This window comes from Bacillus clarus, assembly GCF_000746925.1.
GTDB lineage: Bacteria > Bacillota > Bacilli > Bacillales > Bacillaceae_G > Bacillus_A > Bacillus_A clarus.
Map to the genome: position 1 here is coordinate 1,637,738 of NZ_JMQC01000008.1, position 19,740 is coordinate 1,657,477.

Sequence of the window (19,740 nt, forward strand, 5' to 3'; positions counted from 1 at the left end):
AGTACCTTTATATTTTATATTGTTGAATATTTGAAAAAAGGGTAAGGGGAAAAACATATGAGAAAAAAAGTCATGATGTCTTTAATGTTAATGACGTTTCTTTCTGCTGTAGAAGGAACGATTGTTAGTACAGCAATCCCTCGTATAACGAGTGATTTGTCAGGCGTCGAACTTGTTAGTTGGGTATATGCAATTTATATGCTTGCAACAGCTGTTTCGACTCCAATATACGGAAAACTAGCCGATTTATTCGGACGCAAAAAAGTTTTGCTCATCGGGGCGGCAATCTTTTTAATCGGTTCTGCACTTTGCGGAGTCGTTACATCAATGGAACAATTAATCATCTTCCGCGCCCTTCAAGGTATAGGGGCCGGTGCTGTAATGCCGATTACGATGACAATTATCGGGGACTTATATAGCGAAGCGAAAGACCGCGCAAAGGCACAAGGCTGGATGAGTGCTGTTTGGGGTGTTTCCGGTGTTATCGGACCATTAGTAGGCGGATTTTTAGTTGATTCCCTTTCTTGGCGCTACATCTTCTTCTTAAACGTTCCATTTGGAATTCTTGCATGTGCGATGATTGCGATTTCCTATAAAGAATCAATCAAACCAGCGAAACACCATATCGACTATCCTGGAGCGATTATCTTCTCATTAAGTACAATCGCTTTACTATATGCACTATTAACAGGAAGCAGTAAGCAAAACTGGGATGACATGACAATTATCGGCCTATTAATCTTTGCCGCTGTTTCATTCATTATTTTCTTATTCATCGAGAAAAAATCTCCGGAACCATTAATTCCGCTAGCGCTTTTCTCTAACCGTACATTATCTATCATAAACATACTAACGCTTATTGCTGGCGCAATGATTATTAGTATTACAATGTATCTTCCAATTTGGAGCCAAGGTGTATTAGGAAAAAACGCGACAGAAGCTGGACTCATTTTAATGCCGATTCCTGTTATGTGGACATTCGGTGCTATTCTTTCTGGTAACTTAGTTGGCAAATTACAAACGAAACAAATCATTTTACTTGGAGCTAGTATTTTATCAATTGCTACCTTCTTATTATTTACATTATCAACAGATTCACCATCATTCCTTATTTATGTTGCAGTTGGATTATTCGGCTTAGGAATGGGGCTTGTTACACCTATTTACATGGTAACAATTCAAGCAGCTGTACCTGCACATACACGCGGCACAGCAGTCGGCTTAAACACATTCATTAACACGTTTAGCCAAACATTAGGTGCTGCAATTTTCGGGACGATCTTCAATACGATGATACATGCACGTGGTATCAAAAACCTTGACCTCGTATCTTCTGGTGGACACGGAGGAACTGTGACAAACGTAGTAACGGAATCGCAAGAAGCATTAGCTTCCAGTGTACATGTCATTTATATGAGTACTTTCGTATTAGCGGTATTAACATTAATTATCGCTTGGCTCGTATTAAAGCCATCTACACAAACAAGTGAACAATAGTAAAGAGGATGACCGGTCTGGTCATCCTCTTCCTATATATCCGCGATTTTTTGAATATATCAGCCGTTTCTCATCATATATCAGCGATTCGACATGAAATATCGTCCTAACAACAAAATACGCCAATACCTATTCCTCGTTTTCCACGACATACTTAAGCATGGACAATTTATTATTCCAAAACTGCTCATAATACGAGAGCCACTGCTTTAATTCTTCTAACGGTTCAGGTTGTAAACAATATAACTTTTCTCTCCCAACCTTTCTTCCACTCACTAAATTTGCTTCTGAAAGAATGTGAAGATGTTTCACGACAGCTGTGCGGCTCATCGGAAAATGATCCGTTATTTTTGAAATCGGTAATTCTTTATCACTTAATAACCGTAATACTTCTCGGCGGGTTGGATCGGCAATCGCTTGAAATACATCGTATTTCGCTGCTGACGAGGTCACTTAGCCCTCGACAACCTTTTTCAGTTTTTCATTTACAATTGCTACCCAGCCACCATTCATTCTTTCGCGAATAATAGAGCTCTTCGCATTCGCTTTCGGAAGAATTTCATCAGGGTGTTTCCAGCCGCCATGAATAAGAGTAAACTCTGTTTTATCTCCTAAGTCTTTCAAAATAAATGAAACGATCCATCCATCTGTATCCCACGAAAATGATAAACGATTCGGTTCATCAATCTCTAACACTTTACATGGTGATGGTCCGAACGGTGATTGTACATGAAATTCATGTCCTTCTTTTCGTTCAAAATCATTTGGCATAAACCAAGATGCGATTCCTTCTGCAGTAGATACTGTATTCCATACTTTTTGAATAGGCGCATTAAAAATAACAGTTTGTTTAATATCATTTAATGTATGTTGTTCCATCTTATATCTCCTTTATTTGGCATCAAAGTAACACCTTTTGGTTTTATTTAGATGATATAACACCTTTTGGTTTCATGTCAACATCAGTTATCTCGTTTATCATTCCATTGTTGAGAAATTCTCAACATTTTTTCAACAGGACAAACACTCTCTCACCATTTCTTCATACTATACTCACAAAGGCAAATCAAAATAAAACTTCACTCATTATGAAACTCCATCATTCATAATAAGTGGGGCGCCTAACTTATCTCATCTGCACTTCGTCTCTCCTCCTTCCCTCAGGGACAATGCATGAGGTATGTAAAAGACCAGAAGGAATATGCCCACCACTTGATTCGGTATTTATTTCTCACCTCCTCAACATTTTCACAATAATGAACTTAGGGGAGAAATGACTACCTGCTCACTCTTTTTTAAAACTATAAATAAAAGGGGATGAAAGTTATGTTTTACTGCATTAATTGTTCTGAAATTCATCATGAAAAACATGTGAGTGATAAAGTATTTAAAAACGGTTTTTATATCGATCCATTTTTAGGGGAGCGTTATCACCTTGGTATGTGTAAAGATGTACATCACCATGAAAAGGCAGAAGTCATGTTAACTACAAAGGAAACCGAAACGCCACAATCCATTATGAATACTTTACCAACTCATGTCGTTCCTACTTAAAAACATAAAAAAGAGCTGGCTCCCCAGCTCTTTTTTATGTTTTATAGACAACCATTGCTGAAAAACAATAAATTTGATTTTCATCGTCGTTAATAGAAACACCTACTTGATACTTAATATCTACAAGCTTTCCATCATCAACTTTTTTTAAAAATGTATTTACAGCGTCCTCTAAGTCTTTTTCATGACTCTCATCAAACACCTTAACGCGAATCATACTAACACCATCCTAGATCGCAGCCCTCCGCCGCTTGATTATTGCCACGGTGCGTATCTATGATGCGATAAAACTTACCATCTTCGTATATATATCCGTCTTCTAACACATACTGCTTCTCTTCAGTATAGACATAAAACTTACCTATCATAAATTTACTCGTATATAATTCCAAATAATCTGCCCTGAATTTAGCTACAACTTTATTTGTAATATCAATTTTAATTGTGTGCCCCACCTTCTCTCCCTCCTTTAAAAAGAACGAATTTAAGTATATTGTATTAGCGATTTTACATTTTATGCTTAAAAATAAGTGGATATGCCTAAGCCTCCATCCCACCTATTTCATTACAGAAACGCAAAACCCTTCCAGTGCATGAAAGGACAACCGACATATGATTTTCGCCTACATTGTTTTTATTATAAATAAACAAGACACCACCTTTTTTCGGCGCACGAGAATAATCATCATTTATTCTTTAAGATAATTCAAAAATCCTCATCCGCAAAACTATTTTTCATTTAAGAAAAAACCAAAAAATCACCTTCTATATATTGACCTCAATATATATGATATGGTATTATAATAAATTTGATATTTTTATCCATATGTGTTATCATTAAATATGGTTACCACATATGGAGGTGGATGATTTGTTTCAAATCGGTGATAAAATCGTTTATCCAATGCAAGGTGCAGGAATCATTGAAGCCATCGAAGAAAAAGAAGTGTTAGGTACTACACGTCAATATTGTGTCATACGCATTATTAGTAACGATATGCAAGTAATGCTTCCGATGGATCAAATACAGAAATCAGGCATACGTTATATTGTAGACAAGGACACATTAGACGATGTACTTCTTGAATTTCAACATGGAGAATCAGATTCATCACTCTCTTGGAAACAAAGATATACGATGAATATGGAGAAAATGAAAAATGGAAATCTTCAAGATAGTGCAGAAGTTGTTCGTGATTTACTCCGCCGCAATAAAGAGAGAGCATTAAATGCGAGCGAAAAACAAATGTTAGATAATGCGCGCAGAATGCTGATTAGCGAAGTCGCACTCGTACAAGATGTTTCAGAAAACCAAGCAACTGAATTTCTTCAAGATACAATTAATCACTAACTTTAAAATAGCGAACTGCTATTTTTTTTTTCACACAAAAGGCCAAAGAGATAGAGCTCTTTGGCCTTTTCATATTATCCACGCCCAGCTTGAAACGATGGATATAACGTCACTCCACCGTCAGCAAACAATGTTATTCCCGTGACATAACTAGACTCTGCTGAAGCGAGCCATGCCGCTACTGCTGCAAATCATTAAAATGAGCTTTCATTTTTTTATTCCATTGTGCACAAGCCTTATGTACAGCGTCCCCAGAAACGTTTTTGACCCGTTCTACTTTCGTTACTTTCACATCTGTTAAATCATCTTCTACAGTAATTGTAATAAGGTCATTCGGCGGATTGTGCGGGCCTTGGAATGTAACAATTTGTATCGTAACTGTGAATTTAGGTATAAACTCTTCTTTTTTTCCTAAACGTTTTATATTTATAACTGATCCACATTCAAATTGATCTTCCGTTACTTGTCTTATAACCGGATAATACCGATTAAGCAAAGCACTTTCTAAAAGCTGTTCCCTCGTTTCTTTTGCCCAAGAATGATTAGGGAAAGCGGAAAAAACCGCACATATGATTACAACCATCGCAAATATTCTTTTCATAACTCCCTCCTATTCCTATCAGATAGTGTTCTCAAAACCGTAATAAAAAAACGCCTTCCCTTATTCAATAAAATAAGGAAAGGCGTTTTTTAACGAACTCAATATTAACCACCACTCACTGGCGGAATTAATGCAACAACATCACCGGCTTGTATGTTATCTTCTTCATTTGCATATTCTTCATTAATCGCAACCATAATTTGCTCTGAAACCGCTACGTCATATTCTTTCGTCAGAATATTTTTCAGCTCCGTAACAGTAATATTTTCTTGCTCTATCTTCAATTCATTCGTTCCTACTTCTTCTTGCAAATGTGCAAATAATAGTACTCGTATCATTTTTATAGCTCCCTTCCAGGCTCTCCAGCTGGATACGGTGTTTTTTCTAATTGATCACCAATCCAAGAATCCCCATCTTCCCAAAACTCTTTTTTCCAAATCGGGACAATTTGTTTAATACGCTCCATAATATATTCATTCGCCTCATAAGCTTCTTTACGATGCGGCGTTGATACAGCAACAACAACAGCAATGTCAGAAATTTGCAGTGTGCCAATGCGATGTGTAATCGCAACATGTGTACCAGGCCATTTCTCTTGCACTTCTGCTCCGATTTTTTCTAACATCTTTTCCGCCATCGTCTTATAAGCTACGTATTCTAAATATAATGTGCGTCGCCCTTTCGTAAACTCCCTAACCGTTCCGATAAAAGTCGTTACAGCACCACATTCACGGCGAATTACTTTCTTTGTCACCGCTTCAATTGAAACCTCTGTATCCATTACTTCATAATACGTATTTGTCATTTTGCACTCCTAACCGTTTGTACAAACCATTCTATATATAACTCTTCTTCTGCGATATGAAATATTTTATACGCTTCTCGTAAACTCGAAGGAACCTCATACCATGTAATAACCGCTACTACATTCTCTACTTTATGTAATAAAGCCACGTCTTCCATCGAGCGAAGTAAAACCACTTTTGGATACTTTTCTTTTTTATATCCTTCTATTACAATCATATCCACTTCAAAAAATTCATACAAGCGAACGATTTCTTGTACAGACCATTTATCTCTAAGTGAAGACAAAGCTAATAATCCAGCACCTTCTACACCACTTACAACAGCGCCAGCTTTCCGATGTCTTTCACTATCTTTTTGCGGCACTTCCGGAATACCGCCATGCCCATGATGTTTAATTGTAGCGACTTTCATCCCTTCTCCTGTTAAAACACGCACCATTTTTTCAACAAATGTCGTTTTTCCGCTATTTTGATATCCTACTACTTGTAAGATTGAAGCGGTTCTGCCCATAGCCACTCACTTCCTTGATCCGATTCTAGTAATAGCACTGAAACCGTCATTCCTGCTTCAAAGCCTCTCGTTCCTCCCGGGAGTACTATGAAGGCATTCGCATCTGCAAGTGAAGATACTGCACTCGATTTATCTAAACCAACTGGTATTGCTTGTAGCACACCATTTACAATATCCACTTTCGCCCTTACAAAACGTGTGAATGGATTTGGTTTCGGAAAATCTTTTTGTAAAATAGCATCTGCTCTATATACGTGAGGTTCCTTCGAATACAGATATGTTTTGATAATTGGACGCACAAATAATTCAAATCCTACATAACAAGCTGATGGGTTACCTGATAAACCGAAAAGTAGTTTCCCTTCTACTTCCGCTACCGTCGTTACACTACCCGGTCTCATCGCAATTTTATTAAAGAGCACATTCGCCTTTAATCTTTCATAAATAGCAGGTAAATAATCATAATCCCCTACCGAAACACCGCCAGTAGTAATTAAAATATCAACCTCATCCATCGCTGATTTAACAGCTTCAAAACACGCATCTAATTCATCAGCCAGTTGTCCATAATAACGCACTTTCCCGCCCACTCTAGTAATTTGGGCTGCAATCATATAAAAATTGCTATTTCTAATTTTCCCTGGTTCCAATGGCTCGTGTACTTCTAAAAGCTCACTTCCCGTCGTTACAATACCGATAACAGGTTGTTTTACAACTTTCACAGTACTGTAGCCAAAAGTTGCTAATAGCGCCGCCACACCCGGATTAATTACTACACCTTTTTCAACAAGTATTTGATTTTGTTTTATATCTTCACCTTTAAATGAAACGTTGTCACCATTTTGAAAAGGACGCTTTAGCTTCATATATGTTTTTCCGTTTTTCTCAAATCCATCTGTCAATTCCAGCATCACGACCGCGTTACAACTTTTCGGAATTGCTGCACCCGTCATGATCCGAACTGCTTGGAAAGGATTCACTTCTTCTGCAAAAACAGCCCCTGCCCCAATTTCTCCTACTACTTCAAACTCAATTGGGTTTTCTTGACTTGCCTTTTTCGTATCTTCTGCCCGAATCGCAAAGCCATCATAAGGAGAACGATCAAAATGCGGAACATCATGATCGGCTATAACATCTTCTCCAAGAATTCTTCCATAGCTGTCTGTAATAAATACCTCTTCTATTGTACCTTGCTGAGCATATTTCATCACTCTCTCCATTGCTTCCGCTACTGGAATTGGCACTCTTTTTTCTAGCATTATTTCTCACCCCATATTTGCAAAATATCATATCTCGATTACACTTTATATTGTAAATAGCAATTACTTCAAGGAGGAATTCCATGTCTTCATTCACACATTTTAATGACCAAGGACGCGCTAAAATGGTCGATATAAGCAACAAAAAAGTAACTGTCCGAACAGCAATTGCGCGCTCTAGCATTCTCGTTACGAAAGAAATATACGATAAAATCTCTCACAATGAAATTGGTAAAGGTGATGTATTAGCCGTTGCACAAATTGCCGGCATTATGGCTGCTAAACGTACTTCTGATATTATCCCGATGTGTCATCCTTTATTATTGAAAGGCGTTGACGTCTCTTTTGATTGGGAAAAGACAGAAAAGCAATATCGATTACTCATTGAAGTCAAAGTTAAAACAGAAGGTAGTACCGGTGTTGAAATGGAAGCTTTAACAGCTGCTTCCGCTACAGCTCTTACCGTATATGACATGTGTAAGGCTGTCGATAAAGGCATGATTATTGGTGAAACTTATTTACTTGAAAAAACAGGCGGAAAAAACGGAGATTACGTTAGACATTCTTAATCTCATTTTTCATTTCTGAACCTAAAGGCCCTCCTTTAGGTTCACCCTATATAACTTGCATATAATCTTTTTGCCACTTTCAAATCATTTGTCCCATGAATAAATGCTCTACCGTCCGTAAATAAAACGAAACGATACTCTTCAACCGGAAATGATAGTAAATACGGTGTAGCCTTTACATCTACACTTTTTTGTAAGCGCTTTTTAATTTCTTCTAAATTAAGAGGCTGAGTCACTCCCGGACGAATTTGAATCGTATTTCTTCCGCATAACACCTCTGTTTTCGTTTGGGCTTCAAACGCCAAACTTGGATATGTACGAAGCTTTCCACAAGATAAACAAGTATCTTTTTTCTGTCTATTCACTTTAAATGCCATATGTTGATTATTCCAAACATCAAATGATAACATCGTTTCACGAAGTGCCTCGAAATCTTCTACCAATATTTTTAAAGCTTCTGTTACTTGATGCGCAACTACTAATTGTACAGCAGGCTGTATAATACCAACTGTATCACATGTCGCTCCGCTCGCTGGATGCTCCATTAAACAACGGAAACAAGGCGTTTTTCCTGGACGAATTGTATAGGTCACTCCGTAGCTACCAACGCACCCTCCATATATCCACGGGATATTATATTTTTGTGAAATATCATTAATAAGAAGGCGCGTTTCAAAATTATCAGTCGCATCTAATATTAAATCTACATCTTTAATTAATGCTTCCATTTCTTGCACCGTTACGTCGGTCACAACTGGTACAATTTCCACTTCAGAATTGATCGCTTTTAAATGCTCTGAAGCTGCGACTGCTTTCGGCTTGTACTGCCTTGCATCTTCTTCTGTATATAACTGTTGTCTTTGCAAGTTACTCCATTCTACATAATCACGATCAGCAATTGTTACTTTTCCAACACCTGCTCTAACAATCGCTTCTGCATTTGCAGCCCCAAGTGCACCAGCACCGATAATGAGCACATGCTTCTTTCTTATTTTCCTTTGCCCTTCTTCCCCAATGCCAGAAAATAATATTTGCCTTGAATAACGCTCCTGCATATTATATCCCCCTTCCTTATCCACCTATATAAGACATTTCAATCTTCGGACGATTTTTTGCACTTTCTTCTGTCCGCTCATCTGAATATCGATCTTTTCTATTATTCCATACATCTTGTATTACTTGTAACAAATCATCATCCGAGAGATTATTTCTAAGAAGCTTTCTTAAATCCATTCCTTCTGTAGCAAACAAACAAGTATAAAACTTCCCATCTGCCGAAATCCTTGCTCTCGTACAAGAAGAGCAGAACGACTCAGAAACGGAAGTAATAAAACCAACTTCTACATTCGTTCCAACATATCGATAACGCTTCGCAACCTCTCCAAAATAATGAGCTTCAGCAGGCTCGATTGGATATATTTTATGAATCATTTCAATCAAATCTCGCTTCGTAATAACTTGATCAAAATTCCAACCATTCGTACTACCAACATCCATAAACTCAATAAACCTGAGTGAAATTCCCTGTTCTTTAAAATAAGCAGCCATCGGAAGAACTTGACTATCGTTCATACCTTTTTTCACAACCATATTTACCTTTACTTCAAGCCCCGCCTCTTTCGCTGCCATAATTCCTTTCAATACAGGTTTTGTACTAATATTCCGACCATTAATATTTCGGAACACATCATCTTCTATCGCATCTAAACTAACATTCACTCGGTGTAATCCAGCTTCTTTTAGTGCTTTCGCTTGTTTCGTCAAATGAATCGCATTTGTTGTTAACCCTATGTCTACTAAACCATCAATTTTCACAAGACGTTCGATGAGTTTTGTTACATCCTTACGCAGTAGCGGTTCACCACCTGTAAGTCTAATTTTTTGTACACCAATACTAACAAACAATTTCGCTAATCGCTCAATTTCATCAAATGTCAGTAAAAACTCTTCCTGTAAAAAAGCATAATCAAGTCCGAATACTTCAGCCGGCATACAATATGTACACCGAAAGTTACAACGATCAATGACAGAGATGCGTAAATCTTGAAGTGGGCGTCCGAAAAAATCTTTAACCTTCTCCTGCATCGCCACTCTCCCTTTCTGCCAAATTTATACCTATCTTCATTCTATTATAATATATTTTCAAACTGCGATGTTTTTGCTCAAACAAATAAAAAACTCCCTTATTTCCTAAGGGAGTCCAGCTATTGAATCCATATTATCTGTATTAGGTACAGCTTGCTGAATACCTGATATATTTGCACCTTGATTCGTATTTGTTCCTGTTAGGGTAGCTGCTGGAGTGCCTCTTGTGTACGTTGTCGTTACCGTATCACCTGGCTGTAAACAAAGATTGGTTTCTGTTCCGATTATTGTAACAACATCAATACAAGTTAGGCCTGTTGAACCACTATACGTTTTCGAAGCAGTAAAAGATGTATCCCTCAAATTATCACCTGTAAATATATTCCCAGAATTGTTAACAATAATAAACTCTTTAATGTTTGCAGGCATAATCGCACTCTACCTTTCCTTTATGAGCCTAATGTACGTGTACTTGTCGCTAATGGTGGAATAAACACTGATGTTCTAATTGCACCTGCTGGCATACGTTTTCCATTAAAAAAAGTAGCCACACTTGACCCTCCAGCACCAGCATATATTTTCGCTACAGCTAAAGGTGAGATATCATAACAGTCGCCCACATTAACGGCCCCCGTATTATTAATAATTTTTATTTTACGCATTTTAATACCCATTCACCTATCCCCCTTTTATACACTGTATGCAAAAGAAAAAAACTTGAAACAGACACGTTTCAAGTTTTTACAGATTACTTATTTCGTTTCGCCTTCATATTGAAGCATACCGCCAACCATGTTCACTGTTTTAAATCCTTGCTCATTTAAATAGTGACACACATTTTCACTGCGCATGCCTGAACGACAAATAAAAATATATTCATTCTCTTTATCAAAGAAATCTACTTTATTTGGAATATCACCCATCTTAATATGTACAGCTTCTGGAATTTTCCCTTGTGCTACTTCCTCGTCCTCACGTACATCTACTAAAAATAACGTTTCGCCATTTTCTAAACGTTCCTGCACTTCTTCTGTTGTAATTATTTTTACTTCTGTCATATTTCGTTCCTCCTTATATACAATGAAACTCTGTAACAAGTTTCGTTTCTACTTGTTCATTCCTCATCAATTTTAGCATGCAAAAGAAGGAACGCAAAGAATGGAAACTTTTCTCCTCTTCATTATTTCTCAAATTCCACATACAACTTCCCCTTTACAAACATAACTTTCACATTGTATCCTCAATATACTTGTTTTATGAAAGGAGTCGATTGAAATGACACTTTTTCTTTTCATTGTAGGCATCATCTTTTTAATTTCTGCAATTATTGCACTTAGCATGAAACAAAATAAAAAGATACAATCTCCTCAAGAAATGTCATTCTTCTTATTATTACTTAGTATAGCCTTCTTTGGTCTATCAATTGCTACATATATCTTTCGTTTGAAAATAATGTGATGAAAGGTGCCTATTACAACCATAGCGCCTTTCATCATGTTATTTAGCGCGTAAACCATTCCTATACAAAACTAGATACTTTTCGATTTAAAAATTCATATACTTTCTTTTCAAACAAATGAACATCTATCCCTCCAGCCATATGCCCATTTATACTTTCAATCTCATAAACTTCTGCATATTTCCTTTGTTTTTGTAAAATATCTACCATTTTATAATTATAGCGAGGTGGCTGAAGTAAATCTTGTTTACACGGAATCATAAGTACATTCGCTTCTATTCTCGAAAGCGCCTCATCTAAAGAAGAAAATCCATGTGCAATATCATGTAATAATATCGCTTTTGCAGTGTACATCCATGAATTCGCATCTACTGAAGCTATACTTTTAAGCGTAATAGCATTTATATCTTTCTCAAATGATGTTAGCGTAGAAAATTCGTTATAAGGTTCTATTTCCATACTATTACGCATAAATGCCGTTTCATAAAAATGAGCATCAAAAGCGTTAGTAAACAGCATTCGGCTCGCTAAATGAAGTCCCTTCGTCGGTTGCGCCTCTCCATAATTCCCATCCTTCCAGCTTGGATCTAGCTGAATTGCTTCAATCGCATTTTGTACTACATTTACCGACGTTATAATTGGATTTTGTGGGTTCGTAATAACCCCAATCATTCGCTCCACCATATGAGGGTAATGTACAGCCCATTGCTGTGCAATCATTCCTCCCGCAGACGGTCCCATGACAGCATATAGCCTTCCAATCCCCATATCTTTTATTAATTCAAACTGGACACGCGCCATGTCCAAAAATGTAAAAACCGGAAAATCCATTGCATATTCAAGGCCAGTTATTGGATCAATAGATTTCGGTCCTGTTGTAATTACATAAGGATCTTTCACTTGCACATTACAAAGATTGTCCGTGCAAATAACAAAATATTTATTTGTATCTATCGCCTTTCCTGGTCCAATTAATCCGTCCCACCAACCAGGACTCTCATCATACTCTGTATACTTTCCTGCTGCATGACTTGTTGCACTAAAATAATGACACACTAAAATTACATTTGACCTTTCTCTATCTAACGTGCCATATGTTTCATATCCAATTTGAATCGGAATCTTTCTACCATTTTCAAACCTAAACTCTCTTAAAAAAAATTTTTCCTTTTTTACAATTTGCACTAACTTCGCTTCCCCCCATCACATTATAAACTTCTCCCTAAAGAGATTTTTTCTCAGTAAACCATTCTCCTTCTCCTTTTCATAAATAAATGAATAATATACAAAATTAGCCACAAAATAGCACTATATTACATCATCAAAGAGGGAATACATATGATTTGGAAATGGTTACGTAAGAAGAAAAAATCAGATAAAACAGAGCAAGAAATGAACGAACAACAGAATTCTAAACAAAATAAAAACAAACAACAAAAAGATTCGCAACAAGATTCTAAACAGAACAATTCAGCTAAGGAGCAACAACAGAGTTCTAAACTGGACAATCCAGCTCAAAATCAACAACAGAATTCTAAACAGAACAATTCAGCTCAGGAGCAACAACAGTATTCTAAACTGGACAATCCAGCTCAAAATCAACAACAGAATTCTAAACAGAACAATCCAGCTCAAAATCAACAACAGAATTCTAAACAGAACAATTCAGCTCAAAATCAACAACAGAATTCTAAACAGAACAATTCAGCTCAGGAGCAACAACAGTATTCTAAACTGGACAATCCAGCTCAAAATCAACAACAGTATTCTAAACAGAACAATCCAGCTCAAAATCAACAACAGAATTCTAAACAGAACAATTCAGCTCAAAATCAACAACAGTATTCTAAACAGAACAATTCAGCTCAGGAGCAACAACAGTATTCTAAACTGGACAATCCAGCTCAAAATTCTAAAATAAGTAAACAATCACAAGAGCACCAAAGCACAGGTAATAACAGTATTTATGACTTTAGCAAACCAGAAAAAGATCATATTCATTCTTTGCAAGATTTAATAGCAAAGCTAAAGCAGTCTAGTGACTTCATCAACTATCACACATCTGATGATGAAACGATGCCTTATTGGATTTCTTACTATCGCCCTTCACTTGATGGAGAAAAGCTTCAAAAATATTTGATGCCTACACTATTAGAACGTTCTTGTTCTTCACTTGAGGAGCTAAAAGAACACATTCCAATGAGCGGGATTACAATTACAAATGACTTACAAAAAATTGAGGATATGGTTTTAAAGGGGCATGCCATTATTCAATTACGTGAACAAGATCAAAAATGCATGCTCGCAAATATTGCGATTGATAATTATCGAGCACCAACTCCACCATTAAATGAGTCAACAGTTATTGGGCCACAAGAAGGCTTTGTGGAAGACGTTGATACAAATATTAATTTAGTTCGTAAACGTCTCCCAGTACTAGAACTACACACGAAAGAAATGATAGTTGGAGAGTTTTCGAAAACAAAGGTCGTCATGATGTATTTAGACAACCTTGCAGAGAAAGATAATGTAGATTTTCTAGAAGAATCATTGCGCGCTCTTAAATACGATCAAATTAATGATAGTGCCTATATACAAGAGTTAATGGGAGAAAAATCCATTTTCCCGTTATATATAAATACCGAACGTACAGATCGGGTAACAAAAGCACTTATTGATGGAAAGATCGCCATTTTTGTTGACGGTTCACCAAATGTCCTACTCACTCCTGTCTCGTACTTTGATTTCTTCATTTCACCAGAGGACTATAACGTCTCTTGGCTATATGCTACATTTTCAAGAGTTTTACGACTTATCGCGGTTCTTTTCTCAATTTGTGCAGCCCCATTATATGTTGCCGTTTTAAATTATCATTACGAACTCATTCCAAGCGATTTGCTTGAAACATTGATCTTATCAAGAGCCCAAGTGCCATTCCCACCTTTAATCGAAGCACTCTTTTTGGAATTAGTTATTGATTTATTAAGAGAAGCTGGCGCTCGTCTACCGATGAAAGTAGGACAAACACTCGGTATTGTAGGCGGTATCGTAATTGGGCAAGCATCTGTTCAAGCTGGATTAACAAGCAATATTTTATTAATTATCGTTGCTTTATCAGCGTTGGCTTCCTTTATTACACCCATTTACAAAATGGGCAATGCTGTACGCTTACTGCGCTTCCCGTTTCTTATATTCGCGGAAGTAGGAGGTCTTTTAGGTATTTCACTTGGATTCATCTATTTATTTACCCATCTATTTAGACTAACTTCTTTACGTAAACCGTACGCACTTTTTTACCCAACTAGACAACAATCCGTGAAAGATTCCTGGATTCGCTTTCCACTAACAATGATTGATACACGAGATGTGCAAGCGAGACCACAACATGTTAAGAAATCAGCACAAGGAATTTCAACAAAACATAGATCGGATTTTGATGATTAAGAAATGAGGCACATTGATGAGTAAAGTTCAAAAAAAATATCAAATATCTCCTATCTTTGTTTTCTTCTTAATTCACAGTGCACAATTTGGTGCTGGGGTTCTTGGATTCGCTCGTATTATTGCAAAAGCGGCTGGGCATGACGGATGGGTAGGTGTTCTTATCACAGGAATCATCATCCATATTCTTATATGGATGATGTATTACTCATTAAAAAATGTAGAAGGAAATTTAATTGATTTACATAAACAAACTTTTGGAAAATGGCTTGGGAATGGGATTAATATCATCTTTATGGCATATTTTTTTATCGTAAGTATTTCTGTCGTTAGAACATATGTCGAAATTATTCAAGTATGGATGTTTCCTAGTGCATCTACGTGGATGCTCACATTCTTTTTATGTTTAGTAAGTTATTACATTATTTCATCAGGATTCCGCGTTATTACAGGAATTTGTGTTATTTCTATCGGTGGAACGCTAGGATATCTTTTCCTTAGTCTTTTTATTTTGAAATTCTCACATTGGGATAATTTACTCCCCTTTTTTTCACATTCCTTTACTGATATTTTGAAAGCATCCGAACTATCTATTTATAGTATGACAGGATTTGAAATTTTCCTTATGATTTATCCGTTTGTTAAAGAACCACAAAAATCCCATAAATTCGCGCAATATGGGGCTTTATTTTCTAACTTCTTATATCTGTTTAGTACTATTCTCGCTTTTACGTTCTTTAGCGAAAAACAACTTCTCAAAACAATTTGGTCTCAACTTTCAATGACACAAGTTATTCAGCTCCCATTTATAGAACGACTTGAGTATCTCGCCATTTCTGCTTATGCTCTTGTTATTATTACGAGCTTTATTCTCCCTTTATGGGCTGCCACTAGAGGAACTCACGAAATCTTTCGTGTGAAACAACGAGGCATTTTAATTGCATTTATGCTCATCACCTTAGCTGTTTCACAACTTTTAACAAACAGACATGATATTAATGATTTTATTAGTACTGTATCAAAGGTTAGTTTTTGGCTTATATACATATACATCCCAATTCTATTTATTATTGTGTGGGTGAAAAGAAAATGGAAAAAAACAAAAGAAAATTAATGCTTCTTTTTTGCATCAGTCTCTTTAGTCTAACTGGTTGTTTACAAAAAAACATTATTGATGATGTTCAACTTATTCAAGGAGCTGCGTTTGATACAGCAAAAGATGATAAAGTAAAAGTGACATTCGTTTGTCCCATTCAAAAAAAAGGAAATAAAGTTCAAGTCTTTGAGGGAACAGGAAACGCGGTAAAACAAGTAAAGGCAGATACTTCTTTAGAATCCTCACAACCATTTGCAAGCGGACAAATGCGGATTGCTTTATTCACTACAAAAATTGCGAAAAAAGGACTATCAACAGCTTTTGACACATTAATTCGTGATGTAAATATTGGTAACTCGCTGTATGTCGGACTATTGGAGGGCAGTGGCACTGAGTTATTCAAAGGGAAATATACTACATCATATAATGTTGCGATTTATATAAAGAAAATGCTAGAGCACAATATGGAAACAGGTCCCTTACCAACTGACAATTTATATTTAGGTGCCTTCCGATACTATCGTGAAGGACAAGATTCTTATATGCCTATCCTCAAAAAACATGGAGATAAAATAGGGATTACTGGTATTGGACTTTTGAAAAAAGATAAATATGTTGGAAAGATTAGTTACCATGATATGTTTGTATTTAAGGGCTTGTTAGAAAAGCATCGATTAGATTCTCATGAATTTAAAACGAATCCTGGATATACAATCATTAATAATATCCGTTCTGTTCCCACCTATCAAATAAACATAAAAGACGGAAAACCATCTTTCTTCATTCACGTCAAACTGGAAGCTCGTATTCAAGAGGTCTCTAGAAAATTCAATTTAGAAAACAAAAAGAATACAATGAAAATAGCTAAGTCAGTCGAAAAACAATTAGATGCAAAAGCTGCAAAACTAATTAAACAGTTCAAATCTTTAGGTGTCGACCCTCTCGGACTAGGAGCAAAATATAAACAACATTATCGCCCATTTAAATTAGAAGAGTGGCGAAAAATGTACAAAGATGTTCCGATTACAGTAAAATATACAGTCGATATTACAAATTCTGGTGTAATTGAATAAGTTAATGATTGAACTCCTTCCTCTGGCGTGATAAAACGGAGAGAGGAGTTTTTTTATTACCAAATATAGAGAGAAAAGATATTCACGGGGGAGCTTATGTCTAAAAAGTTAGTAAAGCCTATTTTAAACGGTATTTTATTTCTCGGCGTCTTTTTATTTGCTCATACATATTTAAAAAATGTTTCTTTTACTCGTTATTTACTTGTCGTTATACCAATGCTACTCATTGGAATGTTCGGCATTGATCTCGTTTTATCCATTTTAATAAAGAAAGAAGAATAACGAGCGAACATCTTATGTCTCATAAGATGTTCTTTTTATTAAACAATCACCTTATGTTACAATAAACTTCGGCACAAAGTGAGAAAGGATGAAACAACATGACGAATGAAAAAGGTTTAGATAAAGGATACGAACTTGTTGCAAAAATGCACGAAGTATTCGGACACCCTGTTACAAATGTTCCAACAAAATTAACAGAAGAGCGTGCAAAAATTCGTGCAAGCTTTATGAAAGAAGAGTTAGAGGAGTTTCTAGAAGCGACAACTGTCGAAGATCAATACGACGCGTTGATTGATTTGATTTACTTCGCATTCGGAACTTTTGCAGAAATGGGTGTACGTCCAGACAAAGGATTTGAAATTGTAAACAATGCTAATATGGCTAAATTATTCCCTGATGGAAAACCACGCTTCCGCGAGGGCGATGGCAAAATTTTAAAACCAGAAGGCTGGGAAGCACCAGAACCACAACTTCGCGCTGAAATTGAACGTCAACGTCAAGATGCATTAGCAAAAGCAGAAAAATAATATAGAATCGGCTGCTAGGATTATTCTTAGCAGTTTTTTTGTACTATAATTCACAAATTATAAACTTCATATTTTTCTCCAAATAAAAAATCCCCTTGCGTACAAGAGAATTTTTCATGTAATTCATTAGTGTCCCACATGTCCAGCATGACCTGCTGCTCCTGCGATACCAGCTGTTGCCGCGGACGCCCCCACTCCAGCTCCACCATACCAGGTTTGTTGTTGTCCTTGATAATGCTGTTGTCCTTGATAATGCTGTTGTCCTTGATAATGCTGTTGCCCTTGTTGATGTTGTTGCCCTTGATGATGATGTTGTCCTTGATGATGATGTTGTCCTTGATGATGGTGTTGTCCTTGATGATGGTGTTGTCCTTGATGGTGATGTTGTCCTTGATGGTGATGTTGTCCTTGATGGTGATGTTGTCCTTGATGGTGATGTTGTCCTTGATGGTGATGTTGTCCTTGATGGTGATGTTGTCCTTGATGGTGATGTTGTCCTTGATGGTGAGTTTGATAAAGGACAGCCTGTGGATGAATATGATGGTGACCGTGGTGATGTACTTGTTGCTGATGATGACCATGGTACTGATGATGGCCATGATGTTGATGGTGGCCATGATGCTCATGATGACCATGAAAACCTTGAGGAAAACCACCGATTCCACCAGCTACAACACCAACACCAGGTACAGGAAATCCTGTTTGTACACCTCCAACGAAAGATGGAAATGTAGTTGGCATACCTACAGGCACCCCTCCCTGTGCTCCTCCTACGAATGTCGGAATTCCTGTTTGCGCTCCAGCTACTGATGTTGGAAATCCTGTTTGTACGCCCGCTACTGACGGAAACCCTGTTTGCGCTCCAGCTACTGATGTTGGAAATCCTCCAGATGCTCCTCCCATCCAACTTGGGGTTCCGCCATATCCTTGTTGCCCAGCTCCTCCCATGAACATCATTTGTTCATAACTATCCGATCCACCTCCAAAGAAGCCATGCGGTGCCTTATTGCCCATCCCTTTCATTTCTTTCACCTCTTCTTCTCAATTTAGCCTACCTTTTTTATCATATTTTCTATAGAAGAATAGGTGTTTGTCTATATGGGAATTCCGCGCTTTTTTCTTTGTTCTCCATTCGTGTCAAAATCAATTAACTGATTATTCTTTCTAAAGGGAGAGCATTGTATTGAGGAGCATAACAAAAGCCGAAATAACTGATGTAGATTCAATTATACAGATAGATATCGATGTGATTGAAAATGATAGTAGACGAGATTATATTGAACATGCTATTCACAAAGGAACATGTATCATTGTACAAAATGATGCTTCCATTGTCGGTTTTTTAACATATGATACGAGTTTCTTTGATTGTACTTTTATTTCATTAATCATCATCTCACCGACTGAAAGACGCAAAGGTTGTGCAAGCTCATTAATTACATATATGCTAAGTAATTCTCCAACTAAAAAAATCTTTTCCTCTACGAATCAATCTAACGAAAACATGCACAAGGTCTTTCAAGCAAACGGATTTATACATAGTGGAATCATCGAAAATTTAGATGAAGGCGATCCCGAGTTTATTTATTTCATTTCTACATAAAAAGCTCAGAGCATAATTGCTCTGAG

27 protein-coding genes and 1 pseudogene are annotated in these 19,740 nt (G+C 36.8%); 11 read left to right on the top strand and 17 right to left on the bottom strand.

The annotated features are described in order from the left end of the window. The first annotated feature begins 57 nt into the window (after nucleotides 1-57). On the top strand, nucleotides 58-1,497 hold the full coding sequence (locus DJ93_RS09200) for an MDR family MFS transporter (RefSeq protein WP_042980410.1): 1,440 nt from the start codon (nucleotides 58-60) through the stop codon (nucleotides 1,495-1,497). A gap of 129 nt (nucleotides 1,498-1,626) precedes the next feature. Here the strand turns inward: DJ93_RS09200 and DJ93_RS09205 are convergent, their stop codons facing one another. Continuing rightward, a complete protein-coding gene (locus tag DJ93_RS09205; protein WP_042980411.1) occupies nucleotides 1,627-1,950 on the bottom strand; it encodes an ArsR/SmtB family transcription factor in 324 nt (107 codons plus the stop codon). After that, on the bottom strand, nucleotides 1,951-2,376 hold the full coding sequence (locus DJ93_RS09210) for an SRPBCC family protein (RefSeq protein WP_042980414.1): 426 nt from the start codon (nucleotides 2,374-2,376) through the stop codon (nucleotides 1,951-1,953). 447 nt (nucleotides 2,377-2,823) lie between these two features. On the opposite strand from DJ93_RS09210, the gene DJ93_RS09215 reads away from it, so the two are divergent. Beyond that, nucleotides 2,824-3,051, top strand: a complete 228-nt coding sequence (locus DJ93_RS09215) for a DUF3973 domain-containing protein (RefSeq protein ID WP_042980415.1) — start codon at nucleotides 2,824-2,826, stop codon at nucleotides 3,049-3,051. Nucleotides 3,052-3,085: 34 nt separating this feature from the next. Here DJ93_RS09215 and DJ93_RS09220 read toward each other — a convergent pair whose 3' ends face one another. Together DJ93_RS09220 and DJ93_RS09225 are read right to left on the bottom strand one after the other, a co-directional pair. Next, nucleotides 3,086-3,268: a sporulation protein Cse60 gene (locus DJ93_RS09220; RefSeq protein WP_042980416.1), complete on the bottom strand. Its 183-nt coding sequence runs from the start codon at nucleotides 3,266-3,268 to the stop codon at nucleotides 3,086-3,088. 1 nt (nucleotide 3,269) lies between these two features. Beyond that, the gene (locus DJ93_RS09225) at nucleotides 3,270-3,506 is read right to left on the bottom strand and encodes a DUF2553 family protein (protein WP_042980419.1); all 237 of its coding nucleotides are present in this window, start codon (nucleotides 3,504-3,506) and stop codon (nucleotides 3,270-3,272) included. Between the two features lie 401 nt (nucleotides 3,507-3,907). Between DJ93_RS09225 and DJ93_RS09230 the strand changes: the two genes are divergently transcribed. Then, nucleotides 3,908-4,402, top strand: coding sequence for a CarD family transcriptional regulator (locus tag DJ93_RS09230; RefSeq protein ID WP_042980420.1), 495 nt, complete (start codon nucleotides 3,908-3,910; stop codon nucleotides 4,400-4,402). 74 nt (nucleotides 4,403-4,476) lie between these two features. Here the strand turns inward: DJ93_RS09230 and DJ93_RS32140 are convergent. The 6 genes and pseudogenes from DJ93_RS32140 to DJ93_RS09255 all read right to left on the bottom strand — a co-directional run. Then, a pseudogene (locus tag DJ93_RS32140) lies at nucleotides 4,477-4,590 on the bottom strand (glucose-1-dehydrogenase); the annotation flags it as partial. Beyond that, nucleotides 4,581-5,003 carry a DUF3888 domain-containing protein gene (locus DJ93_RS09235; RefSeq protein ID WP_042980421.1) on the bottom strand — a complete coding sequence of 141 codons (423 nt, stop codon included), beginning with the start codon at nucleotides 5,001-5,003 and terminating at the stop codon, nucleotides 4,581-4,583. The pseudogene DJ93_RS32140 and the gene DJ93_RS09235, both read right to left, overlap by 10 nt. Nucleotides 5,004-5,107: 104 nt before the next feature. Next, a complete protein-coding gene (moaD, locus tag DJ93_RS09240; protein ID WP_042980423.1) occupies nucleotides 5,108-5,341 on the bottom strand; it encodes a molybdopterin converting factor subunit 1 in 234 nt (77 codons plus the stop codon). A 2-nt stretch (nucleotides 5,342-5,343) separates the two neighbouring features. Then, entirely contained in the window at nucleotides 5,344-5,808 is a 465-nt protein-coding gene (locus DJ93_RS09245) for a molybdenum cofactor biosynthesis protein MoaE (RefSeq protein ID WP_042980425.1), read from the bottom strand. Continuing rightward, nucleotides 5,805-6,320, bottom strand: a complete 516-nt coding sequence (gene mobB / locus DJ93_RS09250; protein WP_080743409.1) for a molybdopterin-guanine dinucleotide biosynthesis protein B — start codon at nucleotides 6,318-6,320, stop codon at nucleotides 5,805-5,807. Before mobB ends, DJ93_RS09245 begins: the two co-directional genes overlap by 4 nt. After that, entirely contained in the window at nucleotides 6,290-7,579 is a 1,290-nt protein-coding gene (locus tag DJ93_RS09255) for a molybdopterin molybdotransferase MoeA (RefSeq protein WP_042980427.1), read from the bottom strand. Before DJ93_RS09255 ends, mobB begins: the two co-directional genes overlap by 31 nt. An 83-nt stretch (nucleotides 7,580-7,662) precedes the next feature. Here DJ93_RS09255 and moaC point away from each other — a divergent pair, with 83 nt between their 5' ends. Then, nucleotides 7,663-8,148 (top strand): cyclic pyranopterin monophosphate synthase MoaC, encoded by a 486-nt coding sequence (gene moaC / locus DJ93_RS09260; protein ID WP_042980428.1) that lies wholly within the window; start codon nucleotides 7,663-7,665, stop codon nucleotides 8,146-8,148. Between the two features lie 41 nt (nucleotides 8,149-8,189). Here moaC and DJ93_RS09265 read toward each other — a convergent pair whose 3' ends face one another. The 5 genes from DJ93_RS09265 to DJ93_RS09285 form a co-directional block, all read right to left on the bottom strand. Further along, on the bottom strand, nucleotides 8,190-9,203 hold the full coding sequence (locus DJ93_RS09265; protein WP_042980430.1) for a molybdopterin-synthase adenylyltransferase MoeB: 1,014 nt from the start codon (nucleotides 9,201-9,203) through the stop codon (nucleotides 8,190-8,192). Nucleotides 9,204-9,219: 16 nt separating this feature from the next. Next, a complete protein-coding gene (gene moaA / locus DJ93_RS09270) occupies nucleotides 9,220-10,233 on the bottom strand; it encodes a GTP 3',8-cyclase MoaA (protein ID WP_042980431.1) in 1,014 nt (337 codons plus the stop codon). Between the two features lie 105 nt (nucleotides 10,234-10,338). Next, nucleotides 10,339-10,662, bottom strand: a complete 324-nt coding sequence (locus DJ93_RS09275; RefSeq protein WP_042980432.1) for a hypothetical protein — start codon at nucleotides 10,660-10,662, stop codon at nucleotides 10,339-10,341. 20 nt (nucleotides 10,663-10,682) lie between these two features. After that, nucleotides 10,683-10,907, bottom strand: a complete 225-nt coding sequence (locus DJ93_RS09280; protein ID WP_042980433.1) for a spore germination protein — start codon at nucleotides 10,905-10,907, stop codon at nucleotides 10,683-10,685. Nucleotides 10,908-10,985: 78 nt separating this feature from the next. Next, nucleotides 10,986-11,291 carry a rhodanese-like domain-containing protein gene (locus DJ93_RS09285; RefSeq protein ID WP_042980434.1) on the bottom strand — a complete coding sequence of 102 codons (306 nt, stop codon included), beginning with the start codon at nucleotides 11,289-11,291 and terminating at the stop codon, nucleotides 10,986-10,988. A gap of 217 nt (nucleotides 11,292-11,508) precedes the next feature. Between DJ93_RS09285 and DJ93_RS09290 the strand changes: the two genes are divergently transcribed. Next, nucleotides 11,509-11,691, top strand: a complete 183-nt coding sequence (locus DJ93_RS09290) for a hypothetical protein (RefSeq protein WP_042980436.1) — start codon at nucleotides 11,509-11,511, stop codon at nucleotides 11,689-11,691. A 61-nt stretch (nucleotides 11,692-11,752) separates the two neighbouring features. On the opposite strand, the gene DJ93_RS09295 is transcribed toward DJ93_RS09290, so the two are convergent. Next, nucleotides 11,753-12,877: a homoserine O-acetyltransferase family protein gene (locus DJ93_RS09295; RefSeq protein ID WP_042980437.1), complete on the bottom strand. Its 1,125-nt coding sequence runs from the start codon at nucleotides 12,875-12,877 to the stop codon at nucleotides 11,753-11,755. Between the two features lie 153 nt (nucleotides 12,878-13,030). On the opposite strand from DJ93_RS09295, the gene DJ93_RS30295 reads away from it, so the two are divergent. From DJ93_RS30295 to DJ93_RS09320, 5 genes are all read left to right on the top strand, one after another. Next, nucleotides 13,031-15,136, top strand: coding sequence for a spore germination protein (locus DJ93_RS30295; RefSeq protein WP_080743410.1), 2,106 nt, complete (start codon nucleotides 13,031-13,033; stop codon nucleotides 15,134-15,136). 16 nt (nucleotides 15,137-15,152) lie between these two features. Then, nucleotides 15,153-16,247: a spore germination protein gene (locus tag DJ93_RS09305; RefSeq protein WP_042980439.1), complete on the top strand. Its 1,095-nt coding sequence runs from the start codon at nucleotides 15,153-15,155 to the stop codon at nucleotides 16,245-16,247. Further along, complete coding sequence (locus tag DJ93_RS09310) at nucleotides 16,223-17,302, top strand: Ger(x)C family spore germination protein (protein ID WP_042980440.1); 1,080 nt, start codon at nucleotides 16,223-16,225, stop codon at nucleotides 17,300-17,302. Before DJ93_RS09305 ends, DJ93_RS09310 begins: the two co-directional genes overlap by 25 nt. 96 nt (nucleotides 17,303-17,398) lie before the next feature. Further along, nucleotides 17,399-17,584 carry a hypothetical protein gene (locus DJ93_RS09315; protein WP_042980441.1) on the top strand — a complete coding sequence of 62 codons (186 nt, stop codon included), beginning with the start codon at nucleotides 17,399-17,401 and terminating at the stop codon, nucleotides 17,582-17,584. 98 nt (nucleotides 17,585-17,682) lie between these two features. Further along, nucleotides 17,683-18,111 carry a pyrophosphohydrolase domain-containing protein gene (locus DJ93_RS09320; protein WP_042980443.1) on the top strand — a complete coding sequence of 143 codons (429 nt, stop codon included), beginning with the start codon at nucleotides 17,683-17,685 and terminating at the stop codon, nucleotides 18,109-18,111. 126 nt (nucleotides 18,112-18,237) lie between these two features. On the opposite strand, the gene DJ93_RS09325 is transcribed toward DJ93_RS09320, so the two are convergent. Continuing rightward, a complete protein-coding gene (locus DJ93_RS09325; protein WP_042980444.1) occupies nucleotides 18,238-19,134 on the bottom strand; it encodes a hypothetical protein in 897 nt (298 codons plus the stop codon). 160 nt (nucleotides 19,135-19,294) lie between these two features. On the opposite strand from DJ93_RS09325, the gene DJ93_RS09330 reads away from it, so the two are divergent. Next, nucleotides 19,295-19,714 carry a GNAT family N-acetyltransferase gene (locus DJ93_RS09330; protein WP_042980445.1) on the top strand — a complete coding sequence of 140 codons (420 nt, stop codon included), beginning with the start codon at nucleotides 19,295-19,297 and terminating at the stop codon, nucleotides 19,712-19,714. The last annotated feature ends 26 nt before the right edge of the window (nucleotides 19,715-19,740 follow it).